The organism is Pseudomonas sp. H3_E04 (assembly GCF_054668915.1).
This window is the reverse complement of the sequence record NZ_CP162797.1, coordinates 4,373,663-4,395,827: the sequence shown is the minus strand read 5'-3', so window position 1 is coordinate 4,395,827 and position 22,165 is coordinate 4,373,663. Positions and strand designations below refer to the sequence as shown.

Sequence of the window (22,165 nt, the reverse complement as noted above, 5' to 3'; positions counted from 1 at the left end):
TGAAGATCAAACCGCATCCCCAAACACCGCCCGCTCCAACACCTGATGATGCCTCTGCCAATCAGGCATATGACTAGCCACCAGCCCCCAGAATGCCTTGGTATGGTTCTTTTCCACTGTATGGCACAGCTCATGGACGATAACGTAGTCCTGCACACTGGCTGGTAGCTCCATCACGCGAGGATGAAACTCCAGAGCGTTGTTCGCATCGCAGCTGGCCCAGCGGCTTTGGAAGTGACGGATACGAGCACCAGTGGCTTGAAGACCAGTTTCTCGCTGCCAGTGACGGACACGTATCAACAGCTTCTCATGAGCACGTTCCCGGTAGAACCGCTCCAGTAACGGCATCAGCTCTTCGGGCTGGATGCTCGTATCATCTGGGTTTTCAACAATGAAACGCGATGCTGTGAAGGTTAGTCGGGGCTTGAGGATATCCAGCACATGCCGTACCTCGGTGAAGTAAGTACGCCCGCCATAGCGCAGACGGCTACCCGTCACGATGGGCTCGGTGGCCAAGGGCTGATTCACCTGAGCCAGCTTTTCGCGAATCCAGCGTGCACGACGGAGCACCAAAGCCTCTTGTTCAAGCTCATCCACCAGCGGCCCGCGCAACAGAACAGGTCGCCCCCGTTCCACTGTCACGTAATGGCGCTTGAGTTTGGTATCGAGCTGGAAGTACCACTCGATAGCTGTTTGGCCGTAATTCAATACTGGCATGGGCAACGCCGCGTTAGTTTTTCAGCAAAATATCGAAGATTCGCTTGGCGTGATCACGCGCTACTGAGCGCTCCCAGCCCGCCAGAGGCATCAATACTCCCCGCAGGTGATCTCTAAAATCAGGGTGCGTATCCGGCATTTTTTTCCAGTTTCCAGTCGCCAGAGCACGACTCAGCATTTCATCCTCGAACAGCTTGGTCGTTGCCACCCTTGCCGAGTTCTCAGCCAGTAACGCGGCAAGGTAGTGGTACACCGCTGAATGCGCGGGCTTATTAAAACCGGTGTTGTCCTTGTCCTGAACCCGCTGGCTGAACAGCTCCAGTTGCTCCAGGAACCTCGCCTGGGTAATGCGACCCGCTTTTTCCTCTTCAAGCAACTTGTCCAACTCCTCAGCTATCTTGTCGAAGAATGCTGGATCCTTATCCTTGCCGGTGACGATGGTTTGTTTCAGTTGGTTTTTCATCACCAAGGCGCGGCTACCGGGGCTCGCCAGCTTCTTTAAACGCTCCATATCGCTGGCATCCAGAATCGATACCTCATGACCCAGCAGACTCTTGGCCGGGCTGGCGGCGATGTACTCATCCAGCAGCTGTTGAAGCAGCTTGGATTCCAGCTTGGTGATGCGTTCCTTGTAGGTATCACCCGGCAGTTTATCCCGCAGCATCAACCGAATCTCAGCTAACAGGGTGAAGTAGGACTTGAAGGGTACGCCGCGTACATCCGGCAGGATGATGTCCACAGAGCGATTGAACTGCTTCACCAATTCTAGGAACTCTTCGACCATGTCTAGCCTGGCGGCAGGATCAAGGAAGCGCTCGGCGTCATCTTTATATGCCTCGCGCTGCGCTACCGGGTCATGCTTATTTGGAAGCATTTTGAGTATGCGGTCGAGCGTGGCTTGAAGCTTGGGCAGTTCGGTTTCAACACCTTCCCAGACCTGCGAAGCCTTCACTTCACCGCCGTAAATCTTCAGCGCATGATCAAGGTGCTCGACTACTCCGTAGTAATCCACGATGTAACCAGCATTTTTGCCGAACAAGGTGCGGTTCACCCGTGCAATAGCCTGCAACAGGGTGTGTTCCTTAAGCGGCTTGTCGAGGTACATGGTGCCGACAATCGGAGCATCCCACCCGGTCAGCAGCATGTCGGAGACGATGATTAGCCCGACGTTGTTCGCCTGCGGCTTACCATCAAGCCCTTTAGTTACTTCCCCGTAGGGCAGGGGGAACAGCTTGCTGACAAAGTTGCCGATCTGCTCGGACGGCATGGCCACGGGTGTCTTTCCGGCTTTAACCTCAGCCTTGACTCGCTCCTCGATGCTTCGGATCTTGTCGGCGTCTATTTCGTACGCTGCCGCCTCTTCTATGGTAGAAGCACCCGTCCGGGAAGAGGTAATACTGGCCAGGGAAATCACCACCTTGCTGTCAAAGGTTAGCAACCCCTTGCTCGCCCGCTCGACCATGATTACATCGAGCAGATCCTTGTAACGCACCGCCATATCGCGGCCATCGCATACCAGCATGGCTTTCAAGCCCTTGGCCTTTACGTTACTGAGGAAGTGCTCGACCAGATGCTCAGCGACCTGCTCAATGCGGTCACCGGCCTGACGCCAGCCGCGCAGCAGCTCACGCTTTAACTCATGCTGGCGAACTTCACTCTGGTCGGTGAACTGCTCTTTGAAAGCGGCATCCAGTTCAGCATTGGCCGACAACGCCACCCAGGCATCCTGGTATTTGATCGGCAGGGTTGCGCCATCCGCCACCGCTTCATGCAGGCGGTATTCGTCGATGTATTCACCTCCACCAAACTCGCCCAGCGTGTGTTTGTCCTCTTGCAGCAATGGCGTACCGGTAAAGGCGATGAACTTGGCGTTGGGCAAACTGGCGCGCATGAAAGCTGCGAGGAAGTCGTACTGGCTACGATGAGCTTCATCGACCAGCACATAGAAATTAGCCTTGGTGCTCAGCACCCGGAAATGCACCTTCTCCCGGCTGATTTCCTCCCACTTAGCCTTCAGCAGCACACCATTTTCGTCCAGCTGCCGGTGGCGGACATTGCGCTCATGCACAATGAAGAAGTCCTTCTCCTCACGAATCCGACGGTGGCGGGTCGCTTGCAATGCATCATCTTCTTCGTCAGGCCTATCGGCGGCCTGCTCACTGGGCTGGTCGTTCTCCTGAAACTTCTGCACCGTGCTGGTAAATACGCTGCCGTAGTCGTTGGATAACATCTTCAACAATCCATCAACCGACACGGCCTGTATGGCATTGATGCCCACCGCGTGGAAGGTGTCGAATATCTGCTTATCGAGGTCTTTGCGGTCGGTCAGCACCAAAACAGTAGGGTTATTCAACCCCGTGCTATCGGCACGCAGCATCCGAGCGAGCAGGGCCATGGTCAGGGATTTCCCGCTGCCCTGGGTATGCCAAACGACGCCACCCGAGGGTCTCGATGCGCACAGGCGATCCACCGTTTTGCGCACGGCTCGCCATTGTTGATAACGCGGCAGCTTCTTAACCGTCTTGCCGTCGCGGGTTTCGAACAGCACAAAATGGGTGATCAGTTGCAGGAAGCGACTCGGCTCGAACAATGCCCACAGCACGTTCTCCTGCTCACTCGGAGCCTCGCCTAATAGGGCAACAACAGCTGCAGTCTCCTGCGCGTGCAACCGATAGCGGGCGTAATAGGCAGGCTTAGTCAGGATCGCGCCATACCGCCCTTCACGTCGATTAAGCCCCACACATACCTGGTTGAATACAAACTGGGTTGGAAAGGTGCTTTGGTAGCCATCCAATTGACCCAGGGCTTCATCTTGGCGGTGATGGCTTGCTTTGCATTCGATGATCGCCAGCGGCAAGCCATTCACAAACAGCAACAGATCAGGCCGGAAAACATCCCCATCCGCATTGCGCCCCACGTACTGATCGACCACATGGAAGTCGTTGTTGCTGGCATCGCTGGCGTCGAAGAAGCGCACGCTGCGCGGCTTGCCCTCGACATCCTTCACTTGGATATCGGAACGATGCACCACCTGTTCCCAGAACGCCTTGTTGGCGGGCAACAGCTCATCGTTAACTCGTTTGCGTAGCTCGATCAGTGCGGCACTGATGCCACCAGGTGCGCTCGCCAGCCATGGGTTGAGAATAAGCAGCCTAGCCTGTAATACATCGTCCAGCACCGGAGCTAGGTGACGATGTTCAACCTCCACCTGGCTACCGGGCAGATGGGTGTAGCCCAGCTTGATCAGCCAATTGATGGCGGGAAGCTCGACACCGACCTTCTCCGGTGACTGGCTCATTGCTTACTCCTGTTCCTTGGAGGTTTCCCTCGGACGACTGCGATACCAAACCGCCGTAGGGCCATTATTGGCTTGGCTTTGCTTATGATTTTCAAACTGCTGCGAATCATGGATTACACGTCGCCAACTGCCGCAACTGCAACATACAACGTCCTAGCTTACGCTGCACGGTGCGCTGAAGCTCAGGCATAGATCCAAGGGCAGGGGAGTGATTTCGTCCATGAATAAAAACTTAGGCTGAACCGGTTGATCTATCGAGCTTGACCCGCCATTTGCCGGTTAGAAGCTTTTGCATCAGGCCGCGCTTGAGGTCTTGATACTCAGACTGCTTTCTTTGTAGGGCATGAGCTTTCTCTTCGATAGCTGCCAATATTTCAGCTATTCGTTGCTGCTCCGCGAGCGGAGGCACAGGAATCCACTTTTTCAGCCAGTCCTTGGGTTTGAAGAGAAACTTCTCGATGTCCACACCCTGACTACAAACAAGAAACAGCTTTGCATATTTCAGTAACTGAACCAGATAGTTCAAAAAGGTTACGTCAAAGCCTTCTCTTGCTTGGAGCACAAGGTACTCGTTTGAAACCAAGGCACCTGCAAGGTGCTCAGGAACAATGCCACACGCGCCATGGACAATCTGTCGCTCAGATATAAGAAAATCACCCGCCTCAAGAAGATACTGATTCTTGACCTTAATGTCCGCGCCAGGCAACTCGTCCCTAAGATCAACCCCACCGTGACGCCGCCTCACCGTCACTCGCCGGTAGAGCTGATCGTCAGCCATTTTGATAGGGCGTTCTACAACGCTTAACACGTCACCAATTTTCTTTACAGACCAAGGCGCAGGGATCGCCCCTAGCTCACTGTCCTTAAAATCGGTATGCGACACCCAGCGGCCATTGACGTCTTGAATGCCCACGCCCCTACTTAATAGGCTTTGCATCAGGCCCTGTTTGAGTGCCTGAGTGACTTCAATCTGGCGGGAAATCACATCCAGTTTGTCGCCCACGGCTGTGAGGATGGCGGCGATTTTTTGCTGTTCGGAAAGCGGGGGAATTGCTGCGGTTAGGTTCTGTAAGTCCTTGGTGGACAGGTGCTTAACCGTTGTCGCCGAAATACCGTCCTGAATCTTTCTTATCACACTGGCAACAAGGAAAAAAAGGAAGCCTTCATCTGAATGCCCTGGCTTCTCTGAAATCTTTAAAACTCGCTGATTCAAGAGTGCTTGAGAGCCTTCCCACCGTACAACATGGAATTCGCCGTCCATGCCGACCAAGACATCCCCAGCATTTACGAGGTAGCGGTCGTCGTATTCACCTAGATAACCTGTTTCGCTGAAGCCCCGCAGTAAATCACGAATACGAATTAGCGGAATTCCCCCATCCGATGAGAAAAGCTCAGACTTGAATGGAGCGCCGGTCAGCAGGGTTAAGAAGCCTCCCAGTTGCTCACATCTCCAGTTTTCTGGCACCCAACCGACAGCTGTTTCTTTGTATCCCTGCTTACCGACTAAACTCATACCTCGGCCTCCAACAGCCCCAGCTCAGCCAGATAGCCATTCAATCGGGCATCAATCTGCGTATCTTCCTCAGCCAGAGCTGCTAGTTGCGTCAAGGTTGCAACCAGGTCAACCGTCTGTTCGGTTTCACCATTGTCGATATAGCGAACGATGTTGAGGTTTCCATCGTTGCTGCGAATCTCCTCCAACGGCACCACTCGACAATAGTTTTCTATCTCAGCCAAGCTCTCAAAGGCTGCCTTGTGTGTGCTGACGATGCGCATTATGTCTTGAACGCGCAGGGTGTTTTGCGCCTTGCCTTCGAGGTAGTCACGACTGGCATCGATGATGATGACATTACCCTTGAGAGCAGAGGGTTTTTGCTTGTTGAGAATCAGCACGCAAGCCGGAATTCCGGTGTTGTAGAACAAGGCAGACGGTAGGCCTACGATGGCTTCAATCAAATCGCCCGGCTGATTGCCGTTGGCCGCATCCGTGCCAAACAACAGCCCATGGCGAATCTTGCCTTCCTCACCACTGCGAAAAAGCACACCGTGCGGCAGGATAATGCCCATGCGACCATCAGCCTTAAGGCTGGCCAGCATATGTTGAGCGAAAGCCAGGTCGGCGTAACCCCGTGGCGGGATGCCATAGACCAGCCGACCATAAGGGTCGCTAACTTGCTTGTAGTTGGGGGCTTTGGGCTTCTTGCCGCTGTCTTGCTCGTTCTCGTTGCTTAGCTCCAAAGGTGCCCACCAGGACTTGGCAGAAAACGGCGGGTTGGCAATTACCCGGTCAAAGGTCTTCAGATAATCGCCGTCGAGGTGCTTGGGCTCGACCAGCGTATCTCCACGCTCAATGGCTGCATGCATGTTATGCAGGTAAAGATTGAGCTTGGCGATAGCCCAAGTGCCCAAGTTCTTTTCCTGTCCGAACAGCAGCACATTAGGCTTGCCCATCAGGGTGCCATGGGGCAAACCGGATACATGGTGAGCACTCTCCACCAGCATGCCGCCACTGCCACAGGTCGGGTCATACACACTGTGCCCAGGTTGCGGATCAATCAGCTCAACCACCAATTGCACCACGGCCTTTGGCGTATAGAACTCGCCGCCTTTCTTACCTGCGTCGTCGGCAAACTGCTTGATCAGATACTCGTAGGCATCGCCCAGCATGTCGGCCTTATACAGGTCATCATTACCCAGCTTGTACTGGTTAAAATGACGCAGCAGACGTTGCAAGGTGGCATCAGCCAACACCCGCTTGTCACCGTATTGCGTAGCGGTCAGTACGTGTTGCAGCTCAGGGTTATTGGCTTCGATAGTCGCGAATGCCTTGTCCAAGGCTTCGCCGATATTCTCGGTACGTGAGATCAAATCGAACCAGCGGGCACTGATAGGAAACTTGCCCCATTTGTCCTCGATTTCCTCCTGAGCTTCGCCATAGCTCAGGTTTTCCTCTTCCCTCAGCTTGGTGACACGCTCGTCGAACACGTCGTTGTAACGCTTGAGGAAGAGCAAGCCGAAGATGTAGTTCTTGAAGTCAGAGGAGTCGATGGAACCGCGCAGAATGTTGGCGGATTCCCAAAGCCAGGACTCCAGCGTTTCGAGTGACAGCTTGTCAGCCATGGGTAAATCAATCCTTATAAAACGCACAACGCACCAGCACCTGGCGATTGCTGCCATGACGCATGGGCAAATCAGAAAAAGTGGGCTCGATTGTACAGGTCGACGCCATTTGGAGCCCGAAGAATCAACCTCCATTGAATGACAAAACCCCAGCAGACCTTTCGGTCAACCGGGGTTTCTTGGCAGGGCAGTGAGCTATTAACTTTGGTCAGAACGCTTAACTTTGGCCGAAGTGGCAAACAACTTTGCCCACCTACACTGGATCAGAAATCCAGGTTGGAAACCGCCAACGCGTTGCTCTCGATGAAGTCCCGGCGAGGTTCGACCGCATCACCCATCAGGGTGTTGAAGATCTGGTCTGCGCCGATGGCATCTTCGATGGTGACTTTCAGCATGCGCCGCACGCTTGGGTCCATGGTGGTTTCCCACAGCTGATCCGGGTTCATTTCGCCCAGACCTTTGTATCGCTGGATTGTGTGGCGCTTGGTGCTTTCAGCCATCAGCCAGTCCAGTGCTTCCTTGAACTCGGTAACGGCTTTCTTGCGCTCGCCGCGCTGGATGTACGCGCCTTCGTCGAGCAGGGTGCTCAGTTGCGCGCCCAGGGTGACCACGGTTTTGTAGTCGTTGCTGCCGAAGAAGTCGCGGTTGAAGGTGACGTAGTTCGACAGGCCGTGAGAGATCAGTTCGACCTCTGGCAGCCAGACGCCACGTTCACGGTCTTCGCGCAGGCTGGCCTTGTAGACCAGGCCAGACTTCTCGTTGGTACGCAGACGGACTTCGTACTGGGCCAGCCACTCTTGCATTGCTGCATGGTCGCCCAGGGTTTCCAGGCTGACGGCTGGCAGGTAGATGAAGTGCTCGGTCAGTTCCTGTGGGTACAGGCGCGACAGACGCTTGAGGGTCTTCATGACCATGCGGAAGTCATTCACCAGACGTTCCAGCGCTTCACCGGAAATGCCCGGGGCTTCTTCGTTCAGGTGCAAGCTTGCATCTTCCAGAGCCGACTGCGTCATGTACTCTTCCATGGCGTCGTCGTCTTTGATGTACTGCTCTTGCTTGCCTTTCTTGACCTTGTACAGCGGTGGCTGGGCGATGTAGATATAGCCGCGCTCGATTAGCTCTGGCAACTGACGGAAGAAGAACGTCAACAGCAGGGTACGGATGTGCGAACCGTCGACGTCAGCATCGGTCATGATGATGATGTTGTGATAGCGCAACTTGTCGATGTTGTACTCTTCGCGACCGATGCCGCAGCCCAGCGCGGTGATCAGCGTGCCCACTTCCTGGGACGAGATCATCTTGTCGAAGCGTGCCTTCTCGACGTTGAGAATCTTGCCCTTCAACGGCAGGATCGCCTGGGTCTTGCGGTTACGTCCCTGCTTGGCAGAGCCGCCCGCGGAGTCACCCTCCACAAGGTACAGTTCGGACAACGCCGGGTCTTTTTCCTGGCAGTCAGCGAGCTTGCCCGGCAGGCCGGCAATGTCCAGCGCGCCTTTGCGGCGGGTCATCTCACGGGCCTTGCGCGCAGCTTCACGGGCACGGGCGGCGTCGATCATCTTGCCGACCACCAGCTTGGCTTCGTTCGGGTTTTCCAGGAGGAAGTCGGAGAAGTACTTGCCCATTTCCTGTTCGACCGCGGTCTTCACTTCGGAAGAGACCAGCTTGTCTTTGGTCTGCGAGCTGAACTTCGGATCCGGTACTTTCACCGAAATGATCGCGGTCAGGCCTTCACGGGCATCGTCACCGGTGGTGGCGACTTTGTGCTTCTTCGCCAGACCTTCCTGCTCGATATAGTTGTTCAGGTTACGCGTCAGTGCCGAACGGAAGCCCACCAGGTGGGTGCCGCCGTCGCGCTGCGGAATGTTGTTGGTGAAGCACAACAGGTTCTCGTTGAAGCTGTCGTTCCACTGCAGGGCGATTTCCACGCCGATGCCGTCTTCACGCTGGATGTTGAAGTGGAACACCTGGTTGACCGCAGTCTTGTTGGTGTTCAGGTATTCAACGAACGCACGCAGGCCACCTTCATACTTGAACAGCTCTTCCTTACCGCTGCGCTCGTCCTTGAGAACAATGCCGACACCGGAGTTGAGGAAGGACAATTCACGAATGCGCTTGGCGAGGATGTCCCAGCTGAAGTGAATGTTCTTGAAGGTTTCGCTGGAAGCCTTGAAGTGGATCTGGGTACCGGTGGTTTCGCTGTCGCCAACGATGGCCATCGGTGCCTGAGGTACGCCGTGGACGTAGGTCTGTTCCCAGATCTTGCCGCTGCGGCGCACAGTCAGGACCAGCTCTTCGGACAGTGCGTTCACTACCGACACACCTACGCCGTGCAGACCGCCGGATACCTTGTACGAGTTGTCGTCGAACTTACCGCCAGCGTGGAGGACGGTCATGATGACCTCGGCGGCGGAGACGCCTTCCTCTTTATGCACGTCTACCGGGATGCCACGACCGTTGTCTTTAACGGTGATGGATTCGTCCGGGTGGATGATGATGCTGATGTCGTCGCAATGGCCGGCGAGGGCTTCGTCGATCGAGTTGTCGACCACCTCGAACACCATGTGGTGCAGACCGCTGCCATCGTCGGTGTCACCAATGTACATACCGGGACGTTTGCGTACGGCATCCAGGCCTTTCAGCACTTTAATGCTCGTTGAGTCGTACGTATTTTCTTCGCTCAATGCCTTCACTCCCGATGGTCGTGGGTCTGGGTGATACGGCCCTGTTCCACGTGGAACAAAGCGACTGGCGTTTCCGTCTGCCAGCCTTCCCTCAGTAATTCGTGATCTACACAAGTGATGAACACCTGGCAGCGTAAGTCTTCCAGCAAGCGGCATAGCGCGCGACGGTGGCTCTCGTCCAGCTCGGACGGCAAGTCATCCACCAGATAAATACATTGTCCGCGACGGGCCTGGCTGACCAGGTGCCCCTGGGCAATCCGCAGCGCACAGACCACCAGCTTTTGCTGACCCCGGGACAAGATGTCCGCGGCATTGTGTGCGCCCAATCTGAGACGCAAATCAGCGCGTTGCGGGCCGGCTTGGGTGTGCCCCATCTGCTGATCCCGTTGCACGGAAGCGGCAAGTACGGCGCTCAATTCGCGGTCCTTGTCCCAGCCTCGGTAATAGCTGAGCGTCAAACCCTCGAGCTCAACCAGTTCGCTCAAGGTCTGCTCGAAGACCGGTTTCAAGGCTGTGATGTAAGCGCGGCGGTATTCATCGATTTCAGCGCTGGCCTGACACAGTTCCCTGTCCCAGACCGCTTGCGAAACGGCGTCAAGTGTACCATGCCGCAGCCAGGAGTTTCTCTGGCGCAAGGCCTTCTGCAAACGCTGCCAGGTGGCCATGAAACGCGGTTCAACGTGGAACACGCCCCAGTCGAGAAACTGCCGGCGAATCTTCGGCGCGCCTTCCAGCAGACGGAAGCTGTCCGGGTTGATCAACTGCAACGGCAGGATCTCCGCCAACTGCGCAGCGCTTCGGGCGTTCTGGCCATCGATGCGAATCTGGAACTCTCCCTGACGGTCGCGAGAAATCCCCAGCGCACTGTGTCCGCCTTCAGCCAGTTCAACCTGACCGAACACGGTACAGGCGAGCTGTTCGTACTGAATCACCGGCAAAAGCCGCGTGCTGCGAAACGAACGGGCGAGCCCCAGCAGATGAATGGCTTCCAGAACACTGGTTTTGCCGCTGCCGTTGGCGCCGTAAAGAATGTTGATGCGGGGGGAGGGGGAGAAGGTCACCGGGTGCAGATTGCGCACCGCGGTGACCGAAACACGACTTAACGACATTCAGGATCAGCTGATTACAGACGCATCGGCATGACAACATAAGCCGAATCGTCATTGTCGGACTCTTGCACCAGCGCACTGCTGTTGGAGTCGGACAGGATCAGGCGAACCTGCTCGGTGGTCATCACGCCCAGCACGTCGAGCAGGTAGCTGACGTTGAATCCGATTTCCAGCGAGCCGCCGTTGTATTCAACGCCCACTTCTTCTTCCGCTTCTTCCTGCTCCGGGTTGTTGGCCTGGATCTTCAACTGACCGCTGGCCAGTTGCAGACGGATACCACGGTATTTCTCGTTGGACAGAATCGCGGTACGGCTGAACGCTTCGCGCAGTGCCTGACGATCACCGAGTACGAGTTTGTCACCACCTTTCGGCAGTACGCGCTCGTAATCCGGGAATTTACCGTCGACCAGTTTCGAGGTGAAGGTGAACTCGCCAGTGGTGGCGCGGATGTGGTGCTGGCCGAGGACGATGCTGACATTGCCATCCGGCTCGGTGAGCAGACGCGCCAGTTCGAGGATGCCTTTGCGCGGCACGATCACCTGATGGCGATCCGGCTGACCGATATCGGCCTGCATCGAGCACATCGCCAGACGGTGGCCGTCGGTAGCCACGGCGCGGATCACACCAGCGGAAACTTCCAGCAGCATGCCGTTGAGGTAGTAACGCACGTCCTGCTGGGCCATGGCGAAGCTGGTGCGTTCGATCAAGCGACGCAGCTTGCTCTGCTCCAGGCTGCAGGTCAGCGAGCCCGGGCCTTCTTCGACGGTCGGGAAGTCATTGGCCGGCAGGGTCGACAGGGTGAACCGGCTACGACCGGCCTTTACCACCAGTTTCTGCTCGTCGACCTTGATGTCGATCAGCGCATCGTTGGGCAGGCTTTTGCAGATGTCCATCAACTTGCGCGCCGGCACGGTGATGGAGCCAGTTTCGGCCGGCTCTTCGAGTTGCACACGACCGACCAGCTCGACTTCCAGGTCGGTACCGGTCAGCGACAGTTGCTGGCCTTCGACGACCAACAGCACGTTGGACAGTACCGGCAAGGTCTGTCGGCGCTCGACGACGCCTGCGACCAGTTGCAGGGGTTTCAACAGGGCTTCGCGTTGAATGGTGAAATGCATGGTCTAGTCCCTTGCCTTAATAAGCTGCGCTGGTGTTCATCAAGTGGTCAGTGTACGCAGCAGGTTCTTGTAGTCCTCGCGGATGTCCGCGTCGGATTCCTTAAGTTCGTTGATCTTGCGGCAGGCGTGCAACACGGTGGTGTGGTCGCGGCCGCCAAACACATCGCCGATTTCCGGCAGGCTGTGGTTGGTCAGTTCCTTGGACAACGCCATGGCGACCTGACGCGGACGAGCCACCGAGCGCGAACGGCGCTTGGACAGCAGGTCGGAAATCTTGATCTTGTAATACTCGGCGACTGTGCGCTGAATGTTATCCACAGAGACCAGTTTGTCCTGCAACGCCAGCAAGTCTTTCAGGGATTCGCGGATCAGCTCGATGGTGATGTCGCGACCCATGAAGTGCGAGTGGGCGATTACGCGCTTCAGCGCACCTTCCAGCTCACGGACGTTGGAGCGAATGCGCTGGGCAATGAAGAATGCGGCGTCGTGTGGCAGATCGACTTTGGCCTGATCGGCCTTCTTCATCAGGATCGCCACGCGGGTTTCCAGCTCCGGCGGCTCGACCGCAACGGTCAGGCCCCAGCCGAAGCGGGATTTAAGGCGTTCTTCAAGGCCTTCGATTTCTTTAGGGTAGCGGTCACTGGTGAGAATGACCTGCTGACCACCTTCAAGCAGCGCGTTGAAGGTGTGGAAAAACTCTTCCTGGGAACGCTCCTTACGGGCGAAGAACTGAATATCGTCGATCAACAAAGCGTCCACTGAACGGTAGAAACGTTTGAATTCGTTGATGGCGTTCAACTGCAGCGCCTTGACCATGTCGGCCACGAAGCGCTCGGAATGGAGGTACACGACCTTGGCATTCGGATTCTTCTTTAATAGATGGTTGCCCACCGCGTGCATCAAGTGGGTTTTACCCAGGCCGACGCCACCATAAAGGAACAGCGGGTTATAGCCGTGCTTGGGATTGTCCGCCACCTGCCAGGCCGCCGCACGGGCGAGCTGGTTGGATTTACCTTCGACGAAATTCTCGAAGGTGAACGTGCGGTTCAGGTAACTGGTGTGCTTGAGCGCACCTTCTACCTGCACGGTGCGCTGTTCAGCGCGAACCGGCGCCTGCTGCGAGGCGGCACCGGCCATCGGGTCGAAGCTGTCGCGGGACGGCTCTTCGCTGACTTCGGCGGCCTTCTGTGTGGAACGCTTGGCCGGAGCAGGCGTTGGCGCGGGTGCCGGATTGCTTGCTGGCACATTATTGGCCTGCGCCTGAGGAACCTGCGCGGCCGCCAGTGGTGCGTTGGGTGCGGCACGAGGTGCCGAGCTGCGTTTGCTGCCTATTAATAAGGACAGCGCAGGCGTCGAGCCATTGCCGTGCTCATCCAGCAGTTCAAGGACGCGGCCCAGGTACTTTTCGTTGACCCAGTCCAACACGAAACGATTAGGTGCGTATACGCGCAACTCGTCGCCTTCAGCTTCGACCTGTAGTGGACGGATCCAGGTGTTGAATTGTTGGGCAGGCAGCTCTTCGCGCAAAAGCTCCACGCACTGCTGCCAAAGTTCCACTGACACGGATATCCCCTAAGTTGAAAGCCGGTGAGGCAAAAACAAGCGGCCATTGTAGCGGCGAGCGGTTCACTTATCCACATGCAGCTAGGTCCATCACCATCATTTATCAATGCTTTAAAGCATTAAAAGGCGACCAACGGCATGTGAATAAGCCCTGTGGATAAACACCACTGAGGGCACTGGACAAGTGGGGGCTAAACTCGGTGGATAACCGGCCTGTGGATAACAGACCATTCCACGCACAGCTTATCCGATAGCGCAGCACAGGCTGAACACGGTTTTCCACTGTAGTTGTCATTCTCTGTACGCCGCGTGGAATAAGGCCCAAAGATAGTTATCCACAGAAGATGGCGTACCTAGCTTTTATAAGCTTTACAGAAAAGCTTTAAATAATTCCCTTCTTTATTTCTATATCTGGCTGAGAGGCTTTCGAGCGAAAACCCTGCGTGGATCTATTTATAAGGAAACGCTGGTTGGAAATTGACCTGAAGGCTTGCTTTCTCTAGAATCCCCGGTCTCTTAAAACGGGGGCCATTCCGGCCCGTTGTGGACGAACCAGGTAACACGACATGAAACGTACTTTCCAACCAAGCACTATCAAACGCGCTCGTACCCACGGTTTCCGTGCTCGCATGGCTACCAAGAACGGCCGCGCAGTCCTGTCGCGTCGTCGCGCCAAAGGTCGTGCGCGTCTGGCAGTTTGATAATCCGGTACTGGAGGTGAGTCAGGACTTCAGTCGGGAAAAGCGTCTGCTTACCCCCCGGCATTTCAAGGCAGTCTTTGACTCCCCTACCGGCAAGGTTCCGGGGAAAAACCTCCTGCTCCTTGCACGCAACAACGATCTTGATCACCCCCGTCTCGGGCTGGTTATCGGGAAAAAGAGCGTAAAGCTCTCCGTTGAGCGCAATCGCCTCAAACGTCTGATGCGCGAATCGTTCCGTCTGCACCAGGATTCACTGGTCGGCTGGGACATCGTAATCGTCGCGCGCAAAGGTTTGGGTGATGTAGAAAACCCCGAATTGATTCAGCATTTCGGCAAACTCTGGAAGCGTCTGGCACGCAACAAGCCCGTTCCGGCAGTCAAAACCGAAACTGTAGGGGTAGACAGTACCGATGCGTAAACTGGCCCTCGTTCCGATCCAGTTTTATCGCTATGCCATTAGTCCTTTAATGGCCAGCCACTGTCGCTTCTACCCCAGTTGTTCCTGCTACGCGTATGAAGCCATTGAAAATCATGGCCTTCTGCGCGGTGGCTGGCTGACCTTTCGTCGTTTAGGTCGCTGTCATCCGTGGAATCCCGGTGGTTATGACCCGGTTCCACCTGTCCCTACCTCCCGTTCTTCTTCGATGGCCGAGTAATCATGGATATCAAACGCACGATCCTGATCGTCGCCCTGGCAATCGTGTCCTACGTCATGGTTCTTAAATGGAACCAGGATTATGGCCAGGCTGCCCTGCCGACTCAGAATGTTGCTTCCAGTACGACTACATCCGGTTTGCCGGACACCGCCACTGGCACAAATACTGCCGCCAGTGACGATATTCCGCGCGCCGCCAGCGATACCAGTGCACCAGCGGAAACGCCGGTTGCTGCCAGCAAAGACCTGATTCAGGTCAAGACCGATGTGCTCGATCTGGCGATCGATCCACAGGGTGGCGATGTTGCGCAACTGACTCTGCCTCTGTATCCACGTCGTCAGGACCGTCCTGACGTGCCGTTCCAGTTATTCGATAACGGCGGCGAACGTGTATATCTGGCGCAAAGCGGTCTGATCGGCACCAACGGCCCGGATGCAAACCCGGCCGGTCGTCCGGTTTATTCGTCGGAGAAGAAGGTTTACCAACTGGCTGACGGTCAGGATCAACTCGTCGTTGACCTGAAATTCAGCAAGGACGGCGTCAACTACATCAAGCGTTTCACCATGAAACGTGGCCTGTACGACGTCGCTGTCTCCTACATTGTGGATAACCAGAGCGCTCAGCCCTGGAACGGCGCAATGTTTGCCCAGTTGAAGCGCGACGCCAGCGCTGATCCTTCATCGACCACTGCTACTGGCACCGCGACTTACCTGGGCGCTGCCCTGTGGACAAGTTCCGAGCCGTACAAGAAAGTGTCGATGAAGGACATGGACAAGGCGCAGCTCAAGGAAACCGTCACCGGTGGTTGGGTAGCCTGGCTGCAACACTACTTCGTGACCGCGTGGATTCCGGCGAAGGGCGAAAACAACATCGTCCAGACCCGTAAAGACAGCAAAGGCAACTACATCATTGGTTACACCGGTCCTACTTTGACCGCTGCTCCAGGTGCAAAAGTTGAAACCAGCGCTGTGCTGTACGCCGGTCCGAAAAGCCAGGCTGTGCTGAAAGAGTTGTCCCCAGGTCTGGAACTGACTGTCGACTACGGCATTCTGTGGTTCATTGCCCAGCCGATCTTCTGGTTGCTGCAACATATCCACGCCATCGTCGGTAACTGGGGCTGGTCGATCATCTTCCTGACCATGCTGATCAAAGGGATTTTCTTCCCGCTGTCGGCCGCCAGCTACAAGTCGATGGCGCGCATGCGTGCCGTGGCGCCGAAACTGGCTGCGCTGAAAGAGCAACATGGCGATGACCGGCAGAAAATGTCGCAGGCCATGATGGAGCTTTACAAGAAAGAGAAGATCAATCCACTGGGCGGCTGCTTGCCGATCCTCGTGCAGATGCCAGTCTTCCTTTCGCTGTACTGGGTTCTGCTGGAAAGCGTGGAAATGCGTCAGGCGCCGTTCATGCTGTGGATCACTGACTTGTCGATCAAGGATCCGTTCTTCATTCTGCCGATCATCATGGGCGCAACCATGTTCATCCAGCAGCAGCTGAACCCGACTCCTCCGGATCCGATGCAGGCGAAAGTGATGAAAATGATGCCAATCATCTTCACCTTCTTCTTCCTGTGGTTCCCGGCGGGTCTGGTGCTGTACTGGGTTGTGAACAACTGCCTGTCGATTGCACAACAGTGGTACATCACGCGTAAGATCGAAGCGGCGACGAAAAAAGCCGAGGCGTAACTTGCACTGTGGATAACACCACTCAAAACGCCCCCTAGTGGGGCGTTTTGCTATCTGCCACTTTTGTCTGGATGCCGCTTTATGAGCACACCCCGTGAAACCATCGCTGCCGTCGCCACCGCCCAAGGTCGCGGCGGTGTGGGCATCGTCCGTATTTCCGGGCCGTTGGCCAGCGTTGCGGCAAAAGCCATCAGCGGCCGCGAGCTGAAACCGCGTTACGCCCATTACGGGCCATTTTTCAGTGACGACCGGCAAGTGCTGGACGAAGGTCTGGCTCTGTATTTCCCGGGGCCAAACTCGTTCACCGGCGAAGACGTCCTGGAACTGCAGGGTCACGGCGGCCCGATCGTCCTGGACATGTTGCTCAAGCGCTGTCTGGAACTGGGCTGCCGTCTGGCCCGTCCAGGGGAATTCAGCGAGCGCGCCTTCCTCAATGACAAACTTGATCTGGCCCAGGCCGAAGCCATCGCCGATTTGATCGAAGCCAGTTCTGCACAGGCTGCGCGCAATGCGCTGCGTTCATTGCAGGGTGCGTTTTCCCAGCGCGTGCATAACTTGACCGAGCAACTGATCGGCTTGCGTATCTACGTCGAAGCCGCCATCGACTTCCCGGAAGAGGAAATCGACTTTCTCGCCGACGGCCATGTATTGAGCATGCTCGACAAAGTACGCGATGAGTTATCCACAGTGCTGCGCGAAGCGGGGCAGGGCGCGTTATTGCGTGATGGCATGACCGTCGTCATCGCTGGCCGGCCAAATGCCGGAAAATCCAGCCTGTTGAATGCATTGGCGGGTCGCGAGGCTGCCATCGTCACCGAGATTGCCGGCACCACGCGGGATATCCTGCGCGAACATATCCACATCGACGGCATGCCTTTGCACGTGGTCGATACCGCAGGCTTGCGCGACACCGATGATCATGTGGAAAAGATCGGCGTGGAACGGGCGTTGAAAGCCATCGGTGAAGCGGATCGGGTTTTGCTGGTGGTCGATGCGACCGCACCCGAGGCACTGGATCCTTTTGCCTTGTGGCCAGAATTCCTTGAAACCCGACCGGATCCAGCAAAAGTCACCCTGATCCGGAACAAAGCCGATCTGACCGGTGAAGCGGTTGCACTGGAAACCAGTGACGACGGCCACGTGACCATCAGTCTCAGCGCCAAGTCTGCCGAAGGCCTCGACCTGCTGCGTGATCACCTCAAGGCGTGCATGGGTTACGAGCAGACTTCGGAAAGCAGCTTCAGCGCACGTCGCCGCCATCTGGAAGCACTGCGCCAGGCCAGCGCGGCACTGGAACACGGCCGCGCGCAACTGACGCTGGCGGGCGCTGGCGAATTGCTCGCCGAGGATTTGCGTCAGGCTCAACATTCCTTGGGTGAAATTACCGGCGCATTCAGCTCAGATGATTTGCTGGGAAGGATTTTTTCCAGCTTCTGCATCGGCAAGTAAAGAAAAGGGCTGTGGATAATTCATCCACAGCCCTTTTTTGTTCACCAATTATAGGAAACCGTACCGAGCAAAGTACGATCCTCGCCCCAGTAACAGCGGCCTGCGTCGTTGCATCCCGAAACGTATTCCTTATCGAACAGGTTCTTCGCGTTCAGATCGACACTCCAGTGTGTATCGATCTGATATCCAACAGCCGCGTCGACCAATGTGACGTCGCCGGCATCCAGCTTTCCGTATAGAGAAGGCGAAGTGTAGGCAAACGCACTGTCGAAATAGCGCACGCCACCGGCCACATACAAGCCTTTCAGATCACTGTCGAGGAAGCGATATTTCGCCCAGACCGAGGCCTGGTTGCGCGGCACGCCGGTCATTTGATGACCTTTGACCAGCGACGTCGCTGCATCCTTGGTGATCTTCGCATCGGTGTAGGTATAAGCCGCCGTGACATTGAGGTTCTGCGTCAGGTTACTGTTGAGTTCCAGCTCCACCCCTTTGGCGCGGCTTTCGCCCACCTGGCGATAGGTCGACGTCGTTGCGTCGAAATAGGTGTCGTCCTTCTTGCGCAGGTCATACACCGAAGCGGTGAAAGTGGTGTCCCAGCCGATCGGTTCGTACTTCAAACCCACTTCGTACTGGCTGCTGATGATCGGATCAAGCGGTGCGCCGGCATTTGATATCTGCTGCACCGGCACGAACGCTGTTGAATAGCTGACATACGGCGTCATGCCGTTGTCGAACTGATACATCACGCCGCCCTGATAGGTGAATTTCTTGTCCTCGGAACTGATGTTGCTGCCTTGGGCCACCTTGTCGCGGAAATCGCTGTCGACCCAGTCTTGACGTCCGCCAAGCAAGAACAGCCAGTGGTCGTACTTGCTCTGGATCTGTGCATAAACACCCTTCATCTGCTGCTCGAGCAAAGTGTTCTGCACGGCAATCGGCGTGGTCGGATCACGCCGGTAAACCGGGTTGTAGACGTCGATCGGCCCAACAATGCCGGCATTCCAGTCCTGGTTGAACGAGGTGCGATCGTAGCTGGCGCCAAACAATACGGTGTTTTCCAGATCGCCCGCCTGGAATTTGCCTTCCAGCTGGTTATCCAGCGAATACACCATGGATTTGTTGAAGCGATCGTAAGCGGTCATGTTCAGCCGCGTGCCGAAGCCGGCGTTGTTCAGATTGCCCGGCCAGGTTTCGTGGCGGGTGATGCGCGACTGCATGTAGCGCGAGTTCTGGCGGAACTGCCAGTCATCGTTGAACGAATGGCTGAACTCGTAACCGGTGCTCCAGGTTTCCCGTTCGAAGGTATTCCAGTCCGGGTCACCGAGCATGGTGTCTTTGGATAACTGGCCGTTGGGATTGCTCAGCAACGTGCCGGCGGCCGGCAGGCCAAGCTCCATGTTTGTGTGATCTTTCTGGTAATTGGCCAGCAGAGTCAGCGTGTTGAAATCGTCAAAATTCAGGGTCAGCGAAGGGGCGATGTAAATGCGGTCGTCAGGAACGTGGTCGGTCTGGGTATCGGATTTGCGCCCCAGCATCACCACACGGCCGAGAACATTACCGCTGTCATTGAGCGGGCCGGAGACGTCGACGCCGATCTGCCGGCGATTGTTCGAGCCATAACCCAATTGCACTTCACCTTGCGGCGCGGCAGTCGGGCGCTTGCTGACCAGATTGACCAGACCGCCCGGCGCATTTTCGCCATACAACAGCGACGAAGGGCCACGGAATACCTCGACTCGTTCAAGTCCGTACGGCTCGGTGCTGGTGTCATAGCGATTGCCCTGCACGCGCAGTCCATCTCGGAGCAGACCGTAGCCGTAATCGGTGGCGTTGAAGCCGCGTATGTAAAACAGATCGCCGGCCAGACTGTCGCCGGCAGCGAACGGCGGGGCGAAGATTCCCGGCACGTAGCCGAGGACGTCGGTGAGTGTCTGGGATTTCTGATCCTTGATGCGTTGTCCGGTCACCACTGACACCGAACGAGGCGTTTCCGACAACGGTGTGCTGGTTTTCGTACCGATCCGGCTGTTTTGCGCCTTGTAGCCAACGTCGGCGGCGTAATCCAGATTCATTGGATTACCCAACTGCGCGTTGATGTTGGTCGGCGCCAGTTCCAGAGAATCTCCGTTGGGCAAGGTCTGCAGAATGTAACTGCCAGGTGCTTGCGGCACAGCCTGTAAACCAGAGCCTTGCAACAATTGAGCGAAACCCTGTTCGACGCTGAAGTCGCCGTTCAACCCGGCGCTGCGCAAGCGATTTGTCTGCTGCGGTGAGAACGACAGAATCACATTGGCGGCAGAGGCGAACTGACTCAACGCATTGTCCAGCGGGCCGGCGGCAATGGCGTAGCGCTGCGATGCGGTCGCCGCGCAGGCGCTATGGCTGGTGACCAGACAGGACGCAGCGCCGGCCATCAATAAGCTGTACGCAATGCAGTGAGGAGAAAAGCGCTGACGGAACGTAGGAAGACGCATAGGTGGATTAGCCCTGAAGGTGGCGAAGAGCCGCGTTTATCGCGATTACCTGTAGGGCCGGGTCAGGGTGGAAAAAGATAACCCTCGTTGAAATTATTTTTCCCCAACCGTTTTCTGATCAGGCGCGGTGGCTGATCGAGACCCAGTAACGGCTGAAATAGCGGACATCGATCGGCAACGAAGCCTGAAGATTGGCCAGCACTGCGTCGGTCGAATCGAGCCGGAAAGTCCCGGAGACCCGCAGATCTGCGGCCCGACGATCGCAATGCAGTACACCCCTGCGATAGCGGCCCAATTCTGCGATGACATCGCCCAAGGGCGCATCAAGAACGATTAATTGACCGTTGATCCAGGCGATTTCTGCTGGACGGAAGGGATGAATGCGCCCGACATGTCGACTATCGAAATCTGCGCCTTCACCTGCTTTGAGTACGAGTGGAGCGGCAGATGACTGCGCAGGCTGAATGCTGATTCGGTCTTCAAGAACGCCGACCCGGGTTGAGTTCGACAACTCGTGCACCGAGAACCGAGTCCCCAATGCTTGAATCCGCCCGTCACGGGTTTGCACATAAAACGGCCGCCGATCACCGAGCTTGCCGGTTTGGACGAGGATCTCACCCGAGCGCACGCGAATCAGGCGTTGCGCTGCGTCGAAAGAAACATCGATGGCCGAATCGGTGTTGAGCTGGATCTGGCTGCCATCGGCCAGGCTGACGGTCCGACGCTGGCCCACACCGGTTTTATAGTCCGCCCAGACGTTGCCCATGGAAGTGTGAGTTTGAACATTCCAGCCAACGAAGCCTGTTCCCGCTGCAAGCAGCAGTAGCTTGAGTACCTGACGCCTTTGTAGGCTGCCATTGAGCGCACGTCGTTTCAGATCATGCGGCAGCGTACCGAGGTGGCGCTGCAACTGCTCCATCTGGGTCCACGCCGCCAAGTGCGCCGGATCGCTGTCTATCCACAACTGCCAGGCTTTTTGTTCGGCAAGGCTTGGTGGCTGGGATTGAAATTGGACGTACCAGCCGGCGGCAGCTTCGAATACCTGGCGGTCGGGAGCGATGGCCATCATTGCTGCGCCATGATCAGGGCGCATTCCGTCAGGGCGCGAATCATGTGTTTCTTTACTGTGGTCAGCGAAACCTTCAGGTGTACGGCAATCTGTTGATAAGTCAGTCCATCGACTTGCGAAAGCATGAAGATCTGCCTTGTACGCCTGCCCAGTCCGGCCAGAGCCTTATCCACAGCGATCAGAATCTCAATAATCAATGCCCGGTCTTCTTCGCTGATGACCGTTGCTTCCGGGCGGGCTGCAAGCGTCTGCAGATAAGCGGTTTCGATGGCGCACCGTCGATAACGGTCGATCACTAAACCGCGCGCAATTGTCGCCAGATAGTCCCTCGGCTCACGAATATGTACTGCATTGCGCGCCGCCAGAATTCGCAAAAACGTGTCATGCGCTACATCGGCCGCATCGCAGGCGTTGTGCAGTTTTCCCTTGAGCCAGCCATATAGCCACGAATGGTGTTGCTCGTAGATTTGCTCGATGGCGGCGGTATGGGCGGGTAGGGGCATGGCAGAAACTGGAGAGTTA

General features: G+C 56.3%; 16 protein-coding genes. 5 read left to right on the top strand and 11 right to left on the bottom strand.

Features of this window, described 5'->3' with window-relative positions; all coding sequences use genetic code 11:
• Positions 1–6 precede the first annotated feature (6 nt).
• The 8 genes from AB4N53_RS19920 to dnaA all read right to left on the bottom strand — a co-directional run bounded on the left by AB4N53_RS19920 (position 7) and on the right by dnaA (position 13,606).
• Positions 7–717, bottom strand: coding sequence for a YgjP family zinc-dependent metalloprotease (locus AB4N53_RS19920; RefSeq protein ID WP_460122531.1), 711 nt, complete (start codon positions 715–717; stop codon positions 7–9).
• A 13-nt stretch (positions 718–730) separates the two neighbouring features.
• Positions 731–4,015, bottom strand: a complete 3,285-nt coding sequence (locus tag AB4N53_RS19915; protein ID WP_460122529.1) for a type I restriction endonuclease subunit R — start codon at positions 4,013–4,015, stop codon at positions 731–733.
• Positions 4,016–4,247: 232 nt separating this feature from the next.
• Positions 4,248–5,528 (bottom strand): restriction endonuclease subunit S, encoded by a 1,281-nt coding sequence (locus AB4N53_RS19910; RefSeq protein ID WP_460122527.1) that lies wholly within the window; start codon positions 5,526–5,528, stop codon positions 4,248–4,250.
• Positions 5,525–7,135, bottom strand: a complete 1,611-nt coding sequence (locus tag AB4N53_RS19905; protein ID WP_460122525.1) for a type I restriction-modification system subunit M — start codon at positions 7,133–7,135, stop codon at positions 5,525–5,527. The genes AB4N53_RS19910 and AB4N53_RS19905 overlap by 4 nt, the downstream gene beginning before the upstream one ends.
• Before the next feature lie 263 nt (positions 7,136–7,398).
• A complete protein-coding gene (gyrB, locus tag AB4N53_RS19900) occupies positions 7,399–9,816 on the bottom strand; it encodes a DNA topoisomerase (ATP-hydrolyzing) subunit B (RefSeq protein ID WP_024014948.1) in 2,418 nt (805 codons plus the stop codon).
• Positions 9,817–9,821: 5 nt separating this feature from the next.
• Positions 9,822–10,925, bottom strand: coding sequence for a DNA replication/repair protein RecF (gene recF / locus AB4N53_RS19895; protein ID WP_056791117.1), 1,104 nt, complete (start codon positions 10,923–10,925; stop codon positions 9,822–9,824).
• Positions 10,926–10,939: 14 nt separating this feature from the next.
• Entirely contained in the window at positions 10,940–12,043 is a 1,104-nt protein-coding gene (gene dnaN / locus AB4N53_RS19890; protein ID WP_016772390.1) for a DNA polymerase III subunit beta, read from the bottom strand.
• A 39-nt stretch (positions 12,044–12,082) separates the two neighbouring features.
• Positions 12,083–13,606 carry a chromosomal replication initiator protein DnaA gene (dnaA, locus tag AB4N53_RS19885; RefSeq protein WP_460122523.1) on the bottom strand — a complete coding sequence of 508 codons (1,524 nt, stop codon included), beginning with the start codon at positions 13,604–13,606 and terminating at the stop codon, positions 12,083–12,085.
• A 566-nt stretch (positions 13,607–14,172) separates the two neighbouring features.
• Here dnaA and rpmH point away from each other — a divergent pair.
• The 5 genes from rpmH (at position 14,173) to mnmE (ending at position 18,097) form a co-directional block, all read left to right on the top strand.
• Positions 14,173–14,307: a 50S ribosomal protein L34 gene (rpmH, locus tag AB4N53_RS19880; RefSeq protein WP_003213577.1), complete on the top strand. Its 135-nt coding sequence runs from the start codon at positions 14,173–14,175 to the stop codon at positions 14,305–14,307.
• Positions 14,308–14,323: 16 nt separating this feature from the next.
• On the top strand, positions 14,324–14,725 hold the full coding sequence (gene rnpA, locus AB4N53_RS19875; protein WP_024014946.1) for a ribonuclease P protein component: 402 nt from the start codon (positions 14,324–14,326) through the stop codon (positions 14,723–14,725).
• Positions 14,718–14,963 (top strand): membrane protein insertion efficiency factor YidD, encoded by a 246-nt coding sequence (gene yidD / locus AB4N53_RS19870; protein WP_027901580.1) that lies wholly within the window; start codon positions 14,718–14,720, stop codon positions 14,961–14,963. The genes rnpA and yidD overlap by 8 nt, the downstream gene beginning before the upstream one ends.
• 2 nt (positions 14,964–14,965) lie before the next feature.
• Positions 14,966–16,648, top strand: a complete 1,683-nt coding sequence (yidC, locus tag AB4N53_RS19865) for a membrane protein insertase YidC (RefSeq protein WP_460122521.1) — start codon at positions 14,966–14,968, stop codon at positions 16,646–16,648.
• A gap of 81 nt (positions 16,649–16,729) precedes the next feature.
• Positions 16,730–18,097 carry a tRNA uridine-5-carboxymethylaminomethyl(34) synthesis GTPase MnmE gene (gene mnmE / locus AB4N53_RS19860; protein ID WP_460122519.1) on the top strand — a complete coding sequence of 456 codons (1,368 nt, stop codon included), beginning with the start codon at positions 16,730–16,732 and terminating at the stop codon, positions 18,095–18,097.
• Between the two features lie 41 nt (positions 18,098–18,138).
• Here mnmE and AB4N53_RS19855 read toward each other — a convergent pair whose 3' ends face one another.
• The 3 genes from AB4N53_RS19855 to AB4N53_RS19845 all read right to left on the bottom strand — a co-directional run bounded on the left by AB4N53_RS19855 (position 18,139) and on the right by AB4N53_RS19845 (position 22,146).
• Positions 18,139–20,574 carry a TonB-dependent siderophore receptor gene (locus AB4N53_RS19855; protein WP_460122517.1) on the bottom strand — a complete coding sequence of 812 codons (2,436 nt, stop codon included), beginning with the start codon at positions 20,572–20,574 and terminating at the stop codon, positions 18,139–18,141.
• A gap of 118 nt (positions 20,575–20,692) precedes the next feature.
• Positions 20,693–21,640 carry a FecR domain-containing protein gene (locus tag AB4N53_RS19850; RefSeq protein ID WP_460125193.1) on the bottom strand — a complete coding sequence of 316 codons (948 nt, stop codon included), beginning with the start codon at positions 21,638–21,640 and terminating at the stop codon, positions 20,693–20,695.
• Entirely contained in the window at positions 21,640–22,146 is a 507-nt protein-coding gene (locus AB4N53_RS19845; RefSeq protein ID WP_460122515.1) for a sigma-70 family RNA polymerase sigma factor, read from the bottom strand. Before AB4N53_RS19845 ends, AB4N53_RS19850 begins: the two co-directional genes overlap by 1 nt.
• Positions 22,147–22,165 lie beyond the last annotated feature (19 nt).